Here is an 11,908-nt window from a genome sequence, read left to right as displayed (position 1 = left end):
GGCGGACCCCGTAGGTCCTACTTGCGCCGCTAACGCCGGGTCTGGGTTTAACAATCATCAGGGGGTTACGTGAGTTGCACACGTACCAGCTTCCCCTGGACCTGGTCCGTCAGCGGTCCCCGGAGCGTCCGGTCGCACTCGTGCGCCCTCGCTCCGTTGCCGTAGCGGCGCAATGGTTCCAGGATAATCTAAAAGCCGACGTCTTCTACGCAGTGAAGGCGAACCCTTCGCGCTGGATCATCGAGATTCTGGTCGAACAGGGCGTCAACGCCTTCGACGTTGCGTCCCTGGCCGAGATCGAACTGGTTCGGTCGGTCAGCCCTGACGCACGTCTGGCCTTCATGCACCCGGTCAAGAGCCGCGGCGCCATCCGTGCGGCCTATGCCGATCATGGCGTGCGCACCTTCGTGCTCGACAGCCATGACGAACTGAACAAGATCCTCGAGGCTACCGGCCACGCCGAGGACCTGAACCTGATCGTCCGCATGGGCGTGTCGGCCGACGGCGCCGCCTATTCGCTGTCGGGCAAGTTCGGCGTCACTCCGGATCAGGCCCCCGCCCTGCTGCTGGCGACGCGCCATGCGGTCAAGGACGGCCTGATGGGCGTGTCGTTCCACGTCGGTTCGCAGTGCATGCGCCCCTCGGCCTATGAGGCGGCGATGACCCAGGTCGGCCGCGCCATCAAGAAGGCGGGCGTCTTCGTCGACATCGTCGATGTCGGCGGCGGCTTCCCTTCGGTCTATCCGGGCATGGTCCCGCCGGACCTGAGCGAATACGCCGACGCCATCCATCGCGGCTTCAACGAGATGCCGGTGTCGGAAACGACCGAGCTGTGGTGCGAACCCGGCCGGGCGCTGGTGGCGGAATCGTCGTCGGTGCTGTGCCGCGTGGACCTGCGCAAGGGCGACGCCCTTTATCTGAACGACGGGTCGTACGGCTCGCTGTTCGACGCCACCCACTCGCGCTGGCCCTTCCCGACCAAGCTGGTCCGGGACGGCGAGTCGTCGTCGGAGCTGAAGCCCTTCCGCTTCTATGGTCCGACCTGCGACAGCATCGACCACATGCCGGGTCCGTTCTGGCTGCCCGCCGACGTCCAGGAAGGCGACTTCATCGAGATCGGCATGCTGGGTGCCTATGGCGTGGCCATGACCACCGGCTTCAACGGCTATGGCGAACACGAGATCGCCGTGGTCGAGGACGCCCCCATGGGTTCGATGTACGGCCTGGCGCCGCGCTCCATCCCGACCGTACGCACCACGGCCGAGGAGAACGCCCGCAAGGTCGTCCGCCTGTCGCGTCCCAAGGGCAAGGCGGGCCAGCGCAGGCGCAGGCGCTGATCCATCGCATCACGCCTTGAACTGAAAAATGTCTCAAGGCTTTGATACAAGCAGCGGCCCGTCGCTCCGTCCGGGCCGCTGTTCCTTATTGACGACGGGCGCTCAAACCAAAGGGAAACCCGAGAGATGAACGCACCGGTTCGTTCCAACGCCAAGGCGGAGCTGTTGGCCACCACTGTCGAGCATATCGACATCACCAGCTTCGACGCGCGCCCGATCATCGATTCCATGCGCAAGATGTCCTTCAGCTCGCGCGACACCGCCCGCGCGGCCGACATCTTCAACATGGCCCTGGAAGACGAGGCCTGCTCGCCGTGGCTGATCCTGGCCGGTTCGACCTCGGCCGGCGGCTGCATGGACGTCTACCGCGACATGGTAAAGTTCGGCATGGTCGACGCCGTGGTCGCCACCGGCGCCTCGATCGTCGACATGGATTTCTTCGAGGCCCTTGGCTACAAACACTATCAGGCCGCCGGCGAGGTGGACGATAACATCCTGCGCTCGCACTACATCGACCGCATCTACGACACCTACATCGACGAAGAAGAACTGCAGGCCTGCGACAATGCGATCTATGAGATCGCCAGCCGCCTGGAGCCGCGCGGCTATTCCTCGCGCGAGTTCATCTGGGAAATGGGCAAGTGGCTGTCGGAAGGCAACGCCAAGAAGCCCGGCTCGCTGATCCAGACCGCCTATGAAGAAGGCGCGCCGATCTTCTGCCCGGCCTTCGTCGACTCCTCGGCCGGTTTCGGCCTGGTCAAGCACCAGAAGGAGCGCATGGCCGAGGGCAAGCCCTATATGATGATCGACGCGGTCGCGGACTTCCGTGAACTGACCGACATCAAGATCGCGGCGGGCGTCACGGGTCTGTTCATGGTCGGCGGCGGCGTGCCGAAGAACTTCGCCCAGGACACCGTCGTCTGCGCCGAGATCCTCGGCGTCGAGGCCGACATGCACCGCTACGCCGTGCAGATCACGGTCGCCGACGTGCGCGACGGCGCCTGCTCGTCCTCGACGCTGCAGGAAGCCGCCTCGTGGGGCAAGGTCCAGACCACCTACGAACAGATGGTCTACGCCGAAGCCACGACCGTCGTGCCGCTGATCGGTTCGGACGCCTATCACCGCGAAACGTGGAAGAAGCGCCAGCCGCGCCGCTGGAACAAGCTGTTCGTCAAATAAGAACGGCCTGATCGGGAAGCTTCGCCTTCCCGACGCCATGGCGATGACGAGGGCCGATGGAGCGATCCGTCGGCCCTTTTCCTTTGGGCGCAGTCCGGAACTTCCCCGCGCGCGGTCCGCTTCTTCTGTGAGACACAGGAGATCGCCATGACCGACCAGACACCGGAAAACACCGACGCCCGTGAAGCCGCCGACATGGGTGAGAAGCCCGATCGGGGCCATGTTGAAGATGCCCTGAAAACAGCCCTTGAGGGCACGGATTCCGGCTCTGACACCCGCGCGGGCTCCTTGCGGGGCGGATCGGCCTCGGGCTCTGAAATCGACCCGGACCAGGATGCGATCAACGCCGATCTGGCGCGACAGGGCCGCGAAATGGCCGAGGAACGAACGCGCCCCGCCGGGGGGCCCGAACAGGCGCGCAAATCCGCCGGCCAGCCCGGCGACGATGTCGACGCCCCAACCGGTTGAACCGCCTTGCTGCCGCCGCACGGATAGGCCACGGTGAAATTAACCGTGCAGGTATTAAGGACGTAGGCTGAATGAAGCGTATCGTGGCAACCGTAGTCTTGGCGTTCAGCGTCGGCCTGACGGCGTGCAATGAGCGCGGTCAGGCCGGGCCTGAAGCCGAATCGGCGCCCGCCGCCCCGACCGACGCATCCGGCGACGTCGGCGCGGCATCCTATGACGCCTCGAATCATGCCGCCGCGACCGACGCGGCGCCTGTCGCCATCAAGGGCGCGCCCGGCTTCGCCGTCATCTATCCGGGCGGGCAAGCTGACGGACAGGCGCTGACCGCCGCCGGCCCGGACGGCCCCGGCGGCATCATCACCTTCACGACCGACGCCACCCCCGATGCGGTGATCGACTTCTATCGCCAGCGCGCCGAGCGCGCCGGTCTGGCCCCCGTGATGGCCATGAATCAGGGCGAAGCGCGCGCCTACGGCGCCTCCGCCCGATCTGAGAAAGGCCCCGGCCTTCAGGTTGTGGCCGCCCCGGGCGAAGGCGGCGTGACCTCGGTGCAACTGACCTGGAACGGCGGCGCATGAGCGCACGTCCGGCGACGGCCGCCCGCCTGCTGCTGATGACAGCGACGGCTGTGCTGCTGACGGCCTGCGCCGGAACGCCCGCCGCCCTGCGGCCTCAGGCCGAACGCCCGGCGCCTGCGCCGGACGGCTATCTGGAGGCGTCGGTTCTGGAACAGTTGGCCGCCGCCCTGCCGCCGCCTCCTGCGCCCGGCTCCGCCGCCGATCTTGAAGACAAGGCGCAGTCCGCACGCATGACGGCGCTGGAGAATACGGACCGCTGGCTTCTGGCCACCGCCCATGCCGAACTGCGCGCGCCGCTGGCGCTTCAACACTTCAACTGTCCGCTGGGCGTGCAGATGGACGCCGCGGCGACGCCTGAACTGACCCGCCTGATGCAGCGGCTGTTCCATGACGCGGACACGGCGGCCGAGGCGGTCAAGGCGCGCGCCTTTCGCGCCCGCCCGGTCGGCGACGATCCCGCGCGTCAGGCCTGCCAGCGCGTCAGCGAGGCCGGGCGCCGCAGCGCCTCCTATCCGTCGGGCAGTTCGACGGTCGCTGTCGTCTATGGCGAAGCCTTGGCCGCCCTTGATCCTGAGAACGCTGCCGACATCCGCCGCATGGCCCATGAAATGGGGCAAAGCCGCGTGATCTGCGCCATGCACTATCCCCGCGATGTCGCCGCGGGCGAAGATCTCGGCCGCGCGGTCTACGCCGCCGCCGCACAACGGCCGGCGTTCGCCGTCGATCTGGCCGCCGCCCGCGCCGAGCTTACGGCCCTGCGCGCACGCGGCGGAACCGCACCGGGCTGCGCCGCCGAGGCCCGCGCCCTGGCGACGCCCCTGCCCTGATGCCGGGCCTGCTGGCGGGACTGCTCCTGACCGGCGCCCTGCAGACATGGTCGCTGCCTGCCGCCCGCCCGTGCTCGCCCTCCGAACTGGCGGAACTGACGACGGATACGGGTACGCCCTATCATCTGACCTGCCGCGCCCTGCTGGCGTCGGATCAGGCCGTCGTCCGCCCCATAGTCATCGAAGGCGCCGAGGCCTCAGGCGCAGGTCTGGACTGTGCGGGCGGTTCAGTGGGACGCCCCGGCGCCGCCGTCTCCACCCGCTCGCCCAGCATCGCCATCTGGTCCCGCCGTACCAGCGCCGACCGTTGGAGCCGCCCAACCGATATCCGCATCACGCGCTGCCTGATCCACGGCTCTGTCCGCGTGTGGGGCATGGGTGCGGACGGAAGCTATGACGATCTGCGGGCTTCATCGCGCACGGCCGATCATACCCGGACCGCCCAAGCGGCCGCCCCCAGCCATATCACACTGGACGAGGTGGCGATCCGCGGCACAGGCTCCATCCCGCTCTACGTCGGCCCCGGGGTCACAGGCCTGAGCCTGACGCGCTCGACGCTGGAAGGCCGCAGCGTCGCCACCGCCCTCTATCTGGACGCCGAAAGCGCGGATAATCGCATCGAGGACAACCTGTTCCGCACAGGGACGCAGCGCGAGATGATCGCTATCGATGGTTCTGCGCGAAACCGCATAACAGGCAATCGGTTCGAGCTGGGCGGGCGCCCCGGCGTCTTCCTCTATCGCAACTGCGGCGAGCGCGGCGTCATCCGCCACCAGACGCCCTCATTCAACACCATAACCAACAATGTCTTCACGGGTGCGAATCCCCTGCGCCCCCGTCTCGTCGTTGAAAATGCACGGCAGGGACGCCGGTCCTACTGCGACGACGATCGTGGCTATCCATGGGGCAGCAGCATTGATGATAAAGATGGAGGTTCATCGAACATAGTTAGCATAAAATCCAGAAAATGAGCGAATTTTTTGCCATCATTTCCGGATAATCTTCTGTCTGTGGTAATTTTTTCCGAATTGTGCCATTTTTGACGCATTTCTGACTTGCTTGCACACGCGCCCGCCTTAAACGTCCGGACGGCAGGCCAAACGGCCCTGTTTTTTGTGGCGAGCCGCGTTTGCGACCTTCCTGTACGGGCCGGAACGCGCGCTTGTTTTGTTCCAGGAGAGGGTCTCTTTTGACAAAGAGAATTGTGCGCGAGTCCTTGCTCGCATCGACCATCATCGGGGGCGCCGCCCTCAGCTTCATGGCCGCGACCCCGGCCTTCGCCCAATCGACCGGCGAAGAAGTTTCCGAAGTCAGCGCCATCGTCGTCACCGGCTCGCGCATCCGTCAACCGGGTTATGAGGCCTCCAGCCCCATCACCTCGATGAGCTCTGAATCGATCGCGATGTCGCAGCCGGTGGCTGTTGAAGAGCTGGTCAAGGACCTGCCGGCCGCCGTGCCGGCCGTCGGTTCGGCCACCAACAACGGCTCGGGCGGCGGCGCGACCATCAACCTGCGCGGCCTGGGCACCAACCGCACGCTGGTCCTGATCAACGGCCGCCGCGTGGTACCGTTCAACCTCGAAGGCGTCGTCGACACCAACACCATCCCGCTGGCCCTGGTCGAGCGCGTTGACACCGTCACGGGCGGCGCCTCGGCTGTGTACGGCGCTGACGCCGTCGCCGGCGTGGTCAACTTCATCCTGAAGAACAACTTCGAAGGCGTTGAGGTCAACTCTTCGTACGGCTTCTCGGGTGAAGACGACGCCGTACGCCGCAAGTTCGACGTCACCCTGGGCGGCAACTTCGCCGATGACCGAGGCAACGCCGTCGTCAGCTTCGGCTACACCAAGACCGACCCGCTGTACCAGGTCCGCCGTCCGTGGGGCGAAGTCGCGCTATCCTCGACGACCGGCAAGCCCCTGGGCTCGGGCACCTCGGTTCCCGGCCGTTTCGACCTGACTCCCGTCAAGGGCGGCGTCGCCCTGCCGTCGGGCGCCGAACTGGACCCCACCACGGGCGCCCTGATCGGTTCGAATCACCCGAACTACAACTCGGCTGGCTACAACTACAACCCGTACAACCTGTACCAAACGCCGCTGAGCCGCTACCAGATCAACGGTCTGGGCAGCTTCAAGATCAACTCGGCCGCTGAAGTCTACAGCCACCTGACCTATGTTCAGAGCGATGTCTCGCTGGACAACGCTTCCAGCGGCACCTTCGGCAACACCTACAAGGTGCCGATCGGCAACCCGTTCATCCCGGACGCCATGCGCCAGCAATTCTGCGGCGCCCTGCTGATCGACCCGACCAAGTGCGTGGCCGGAGCCGCAGGCGACACCATGATGGACCTGACCATCAACCGTCGCTTCACCGAAATGGGCACCCGCCCGGTCGACATCGAGAACAAGACGGTCCAACTGCTGGCCGGCGTTCGCGGCGACATCAACGCCGACTGGAACTATGACGCCTACATCTCGCACGGCGAAACCGAGCAGTTGCTGACGCGCCGTAACTGGGGCTCGCTGTCCAAGCTGCGCAACGCCCTGAACACGGTCTCTGCGACCGAGTGCATGGTGCCCGGCGCCACTACGGCTGTCGCAGGTTGCGTGCCGATCAATGTCTTCGGTCCCGAAGGCACGATCACCAAGGAAATGATCGACTACATCAACCTGTCGTCGATGAGCAAAACCACGATCAAGCAGGACGTGGCTTCTGGCTCGATCTCTGGCGTCCTGCCGGAACACCTGAGCAGCCCCTGGAGCGATCGTCAGGTCGCCGTCGCCTTCGGCGCCGAATGGCGTCGTTCCAGCGCAGGCACGCGCGGTGATGCGGCTTCGCAGGCCAACGGCGAAATCCTGGGCACCGGCGCGCCGGTTCCTGATCGCAACGGCCAGTTCGAAATGCGTGAAGCCTTCGCCGAAGTGGCTGTGCCGCTGATCGAGAACCTGCCGTTCATCCACAGCATGAACCTGGAAGGCGGCTATCGTCAGACCGAGTTCAAGGCCGCCGGACACAAGTCGCAATACGGCAGCTACAAGCTGGGCGGCGACTGGTCGCCGATCGAAGACGTCCGCGTCCGCGTCATGTACCAGCGCGCAACCCGCGCGCCGAACATCGGCGAACTGTTCAACCCGCAGGTCACCGGCCTGGGCAACCGCGCCATTGATCCGTGCCAGTTGGACCTGATCAACGCCGCCGACGCCAACACCGCCGGTACGCTCAGCAACCTGTGCCGTCTGACCGGCGTGCCGGAAGGCGCCATCGGCTATGTGGCCAAGCCCAACTCGGGCCAGGTCAACCAGCAGACGGGCGGCAACCCGAACCTGGGTCCGGAAGAAGCCGACACCTGGACCATCGGCGCCGTCTGGCAACCGGCCTTCGTGCCGAGCCTGCGCCTGAGCCTCGACTACTATGACATCAAGATCGACAAGACGATCAACAGCCCCAGCCTGGATGATGTCATCAACGGCTGCTACGACAAGGCTCTGAACCCGACCCTGGCGTTCAACGACAGCTGTAAGGCGATCCAGCGCAGCACCGCCAACGGCTCGCTGAACGGCGTCGACGCCAAGGGCGTGATCCGTCCGCTGACCAACGCCGGCAACGAGCGCGTGTCGGGCTTTGACATCGCCGCAAACTACCGTGTTGAACTGGCCGACTTCGGCTGGGACATCGGTCGTGTCGACCTGAGCGTCAACGGCAGCATCCTCACCAAGCACGAGACCCAGTCCAACCCGGCGTCCACGCTGCGTGACTGCGTCGGCTACTACTCGGTGTCGTGCGGCGAGCCCAAGGTCAAGCAACGCTGGAACAGCCGCGCGACCTGGACGATGGGCGACTACTCGGCCTCGCTGATGTGGCGTCACCTGTCGGACGTCGAAGTCGAGCCGGGCAACACCAAGTGGTTCCCGGACTACGCCCAGATCGGCAGCTACGACTACTTCGACCTGAGCGGCCGCTGGGACATCACCCAGACGGTCCGCCTGACGGCGACGATCAACAACCTGTTCGACAAGTCGCCGCCGATCGTCGGTTCGCAGATCGGCACCACGGCTGCGAACAACGGGAACACCTTCCCGCAGACGTACGACACGATTGGTCGCTACTTCACCTTCGGCGCCACGCTGAAGTTCTGATAGCGTTCAACGCGTAAAATGAGAGAGGCGGAAGACCCCGGTCTTCCGCCTTTTTCTTATTCTTGGTGCGGCCTTCTGGAAAGCGCCGTCATCTCGCCAGCGCACCGCGCCTTCACACAGCAGCGTCCGCCTCTAATTCAAAAAGTTCCCAGTTCGTATCAATGTGACAATTACGGCGCAAATTGCCTTAAAAAGGTAAAAAAGGGGCTAAATTACAGCGAAACGCCTTTATCGCGCCTTGTTTGAAGGTCGGCGATCAATCAATGCTCGCATCAGGTGAAGGCATCATTCTTCGCATAGTTTCCACGCGGCCTCAGGCGCCCCGCGTGATGTTACGTCTTTTGGATTGCGCCTGAAACGGAGGGGGAACTCTTGAAAAAGAGCACCATACGCGAGTCCTTACTCGCATCGACCATAATCGGGGGCACAGCCCTTAGCATTCTTGCTACTTCGCCAGCCATGGCCCAGACCGATACTCAAGACGTGTCGGAAGTCGCTTCGATCGTTGTAACAGGCTCGCGCATTCGACAACCCGGTTATGAAGCGGCCAGCCCGATCTCGTCCGTCGGCGCTGAGGAAATCGCTCTTGAACAACCGGTTGCAGTTGAGGAACTGGTCAAAGACCTGCCCGCAGCCGTGCCGGCTGTCGGTTCGGCCACCAACAATGGCTCGGGCGGCGGCGCGACCATCAACCTGCGTGGCCTTGGCACCAACCGGACCCTCGTCCTGATCAATGGACGCCGTGTCGTACCCTTCAACCTGGCTGGCGTCGTCGACACCAACACTATTCCGGTGGCCTTGGTCGAGCGCATTGACGTCGTCTCGGGCGGAGCCTCGGCTGTTTACGGCGCTGACGCAGTCGCCGGCGTCGTCAACTTTATCCTGAAGGACAGCTTCGAGGGCGTAGAATTCGCCTCGTCGTACGGGATGTCGGAAGAGAACGACGCCATCCGCCGCAAGGTTGATCTGACGATTGGCGGCAACTTCGCCGATGACCGAGGCAACGCCGTTGTCAGCTTCGGCTACACGAAGACTGATCCGCTGTACCAAGACCAACGTCCATGGGGTCTGGTGGCCCGTTCGTCAAATACCGGCGCTCCTCTGGGTTCGGGCACTTCGGTCCCCGGGCGCTTCGGCGTGACGCCCGTTGCTGGCGGCACTCCCCTGCCGTCAGGCGCTGAGATCAACCCGGCGACTGGCGCCCTGATCGGTTCAGGCGACCCAGGCTACAATTCAGCCGGCTACAACTACAACCCATTCAACCTTTATCAGACGCCGCTCAGCCGCTATCAGATCAACGCACTGGGATCCTACAAGATCAGTCCGGCGGCCGAGGTTTACAGCCACCTGACCTACGTCAAGAGCGACGTGTCATTGGACAACGCTCCGACAGGGACGTTCGGTAACACCTACAGTGTGCCGATCGGCAACCCGTTGATCCCTGAGCCGATGCGCCAACAGTTATGCGCCGCTCGCGGAATACCGGCCGCCAGTTGCGTACCGGGCGCGGCCGGGTCGACCATCGTCCCACTGACCATCAACCGTCGCTTCACCGAGATGGGCAGCCGTCCGGTGGACTACGAGAATAAAACCGTTCAATTGCTCGCTGGCATCCGCGGCGATATCGGCGCCAACTGGAACTACGATGTCTACGCCTCGCACGGCGAGACAGAACAGTTGGTGACCCGTCGTGACTGGGGTTCGCTGTCCAAACTGCGCAACGCGCTGAACACGACGTCGGCCACCGAGTGTATCGCTCCGGGCACCACCACCGCGATCGCGGGCTGTGTGCCGATCAACGTCTTCGGCGCCGAAGGCTCAATCACCCAAGCGATGATCGACTACATCAACCTGGCCTCGATCAATAAGACCACGATCGAACAGGACGTCGTGTCGGGCTCGATATCAGGCATCCTGCCTGATCAACTGAGCAGCCCCTGGGCTGAGCGCCCGATCGCGACCGCCTTCGGCCTGGAATGGCGTCGCTCCAGTGCGGCCACCCGTGCTGACGCTCCGTCACAGATCAATGGCGAAGTGCTGGGCACCGGCGCGCCGGTTCCGGATCGCCAAGGCGAATTCGAGATGCGCGAAGCCTTCGCTGAACTGTCGATCCCGCTGGTTGAAAACCTGCCGTTCGTCCATAGCCTGAATCTGGAAGCGGGCTACCGCTACACCGAGTTTGAAGCCTCGGGCAGCAAGACGGACTACGGCAGCTACAAGATCGGCGGCGACTGGTCTCCGATCGAGGACATCCGCGTCCGCGCCATGTTCCAGCGCGCTACCCGAGCCCCGAATATCGGCGAGTTGTTCAACCCGCAAGTCACCGGCTTGGCCAACCTAGCCGTCGACCCCTGCCAAGGGACGAGCATCAACTCGGGTCAGGCCAACACAGCCGGCACACTCAGCAACCTGTGCCGTCTGACCGGTGTCCCGAGCGGAGCCATCGGCTTCGTTGCACCGCCGAACTCCGGTCAGGTCAACGTCTTGACCGGCGGCAACCCGAACCTGGGTCCGGAAGAAGCCGACACCTGGACCATCGGCGCCGTCTGGCAACCGGCCTTCGTGCCGAGCCTGCGCCTGAGCCTCGACTACTATGACATCAAGATCGACAAGACCGTCAGCAGCAACAGCGTCAACGACGTTATCCAAGGCTGCTACAGCACGACGCTGAATTCCGGTTTGACGTTCAATGAGTTCTGCCAGTTGATTGGCCGTAATACGGCCAACGGCACGCTTAACGGCGTTGAGTCACCTGGCGTAGCCCTGCTGCTATCCAACTTGGGTAACGAGAGGGTTTCAGGCTTTGATCTGGCCGCCAACTACCGTGTCGAACTGGCTGATTATGGATTCGAAAATGCAGGTCGTGTTGATCTGAGCATTAACGGAAACATAGTCACCAAGAATGAAAGCCAGGCCACTCCCAGTTCCATCAATCGCGATTGCGTGGGCTACTATTCTACTTCCTGTGGCGAACCACGCTTGAAGCAACGCTGGACCACCCGGGCCACATGGTCCTTGGGCGATTACGCTGCCTCTCTGCAATGGCGTCATTTGGCAGGCACCGATGTCGAACCTGGCACAGGAAATTGGTATGCCCCCTATGCTTCAATCGGCGCTTACAATTACTTTGACCTAACGGCTCGCTGGGACATCACCGATTCAGTTCGTTTTACCGCTACGGTGAACAATCTGCTCGATGAATCGCCTCCGGAAGTCGGTTCGAACATTGGGACAACCGCCTCAAATAACGGCAATACATTCCCTCAAACCTATGATGCTATCGGCCGCTACTACACCTTCGGCTTGCGCCTGAAGTTCTGATAGCGTTCAACGCGTAGAATAAGAGAGGCGGAAGACCCCGGTCTTCCGCCTCTTTTTTTGTCT

At 63.6% G+C, this 11,908-nt stretch carries 9 protein-coding genes; 8 read left to right on the top strand and 1 reads right to left on the bottom strand.

The features are described from left to right. Window positions 1-74: 74 nt before the first annotated feature. The 6 genes from ACORJG_RS01340 to ACORJG_RS01315 all read left to right on the top strand — a co-directional run bounded on the left by ACORJG_RS01340 (window position 75) and on the right by ACORJG_RS01315 (window position 5,360). Window positions 75-1,337: a type III PLP-dependent enzyme gene (locus tag ACORJG_RS01340; RefSeq protein ID WP_427790956.1), complete on the top strand. Its 1,263-nt coding sequence runs from the start codon at window positions 75-77 to the stop codon at window positions 1,335-1,337. 126 nt (window positions 1,338-1,463) lie between these two features. Further along, on the top strand, window positions 1,464-2,516 hold the full coding sequence (locus ACORJG_RS01335; RefSeq protein ID WP_346531912.1) for a 1,9-bis(guanidino)-5-aza-nonane synthase: 1,053 nt from the start codon (window positions 1,464-1,466) through the stop codon (window positions 2,514-2,516). A gap of 147 nt (window positions 2,517-2,663) precedes the next feature. Continuing rightward, complete coding sequence (locus ACORJG_RS01330; protein ID WP_427790954.1) at window positions 2,664-2,984, top strand: ribonuclease; 321 nt, start codon at window positions 2,664-2,666, stop codon at window positions 2,982-2,984. A 71-nt stretch (window positions 2,985-3,055) separates the two neighbouring features. Beyond that, entirely contained in the window at window positions 3,056-3,562 is a 507-nt protein-coding gene (locus tag ACORJG_RS01325) for a hypothetical protein (RefSeq protein ID WP_427790953.1), read from the top strand. Continuing rightward, window positions 3,559-4,389, top strand: a complete 831-nt coding sequence (locus ACORJG_RS01320) for a PA-phosphatase (protein WP_427790951.1) — start codon at window positions 3,559-3,561, stop codon at window positions 4,387-4,389. Before ACORJG_RS01325 ends, ACORJG_RS01320 begins: the two co-directional genes overlap by 4 nt. Continuing rightward, window positions 4,389-5,360, top strand: coding sequence for a right-handed parallel beta-helix repeat-containing protein (locus ACORJG_RS01315; protein ID WP_427790950.1), 972 nt, complete (start codon window positions 4,389-4,391; stop codon window positions 5,358-5,360). Before ACORJG_RS01320 ends, ACORJG_RS01315 begins: the two co-directional genes overlap by 1 nt. Here the strand turns inward: ACORJG_RS01315 and ACORJG_RS01310 are convergent. Next, entirely contained in the window at window positions 5,338-5,625 is a 288-nt protein-coding gene (locus ACORJG_RS01310) for a hypothetical protein (RefSeq protein WP_427790948.1), read from the bottom strand. The two genes, ACORJG_RS01315 and ACORJG_RS01310, sit on opposite strands and share 23 nt — an antisense overlap. Here ACORJG_RS01310 and ACORJG_RS01305 point away from each other — a divergent pair. Next, a complete protein-coding gene (locus ACORJG_RS01305; protein ID WP_427790946.1) occupies window positions 5,606-8,524 on the top strand; it encodes a TonB-dependent receptor domain-containing protein in 2,919 nt (972 codons plus the stop codon). The genes ACORJG_RS01310 and ACORJG_RS01305 overlap by 20 nt on opposite strands. A gap of 459 nt (window positions 8,525-8,983) precedes the next feature. Continuing rightward, window positions 8,984-11,845 carry a TonB-dependent receptor domain-containing protein gene (locus tag ACORJG_RS01300; protein WP_427790944.1) on the top strand — a complete coding sequence of 954 codons (2,862 nt, stop codon included), beginning with the start codon at window positions 8,984-8,986 and terminating at the stop codon, window positions 11,843-11,845. The last annotated feature ends 63 nt before the right edge of the window (window positions 11,846-11,908 follow it).

It is taken from the genome of Brevundimonas diminuta (assembly GCF_050310045.1).
In the GTDB taxonomy this organism is placed as follows: Bacteria; Pseudomonadota; Alphaproteobacteria; order Caulobacterales; family Caulobacteraceae; genus Brevundimonas; species Brevundimonas diminuta_F.
Note: the sequence above shows the minus strand (reverse complement) of the source record. Positions and strands in the feature narration are given on the sequence as shown.

Bases quoted from the DNA above. Each gene is read 5' to 3' on its own strand.
- ACORJG_RS01335 (WP_346531912.1), top strand. From the start codon at position 1,464: ATGAACGCACCGGTTCGTTCCAACGCCAAGGCGGAGCTGTTGGCCACC.
- ACORJG_RS01330 (WP_427790954.1), top strand. From the start codon at position 2,664: ATGACCGACCAGACACCGGAAAACACCGACGCCCGTGAAGCCGCCGAC.
- ACORJG_RS01325 (WP_427790953.1), top strand. From the start codon at position 3,056: ATGAAGCGTATCGTGGCAACCGTAGTCTTGGCGTTCAGCGTCGGCCTG.
- ACORJG_RS01320 (WP_427790951.1), top strand. From the start codon at position 3,559: ATGAGCGCACGTCCGGCGACGGCCGCCCGCCTGCTGCTGATGACAGCG.
- ACORJG_RS01315 (WP_427790950.1), top strand. From the start codon at position 4,389: ATGCCGGGCCTGCTGGCGGGACTGCTCCTGACCGGCGCCCTGCAGACA.
- ACORJG_RS01310 (WP_427790948.1), bottom strand. From the start codon at position 5,625: ATGATGGTCGATGCGAGCAAGGACTCGCGCACAATTCTCTTTGTCAAA.
- ACORJG_RS01300 (WP_427790944.1), top strand. From the start codon at position 8,984: ATGGCCCAGACCGATACTCAAGACGTGTCGGAAGTCGCTTCGATCGTT.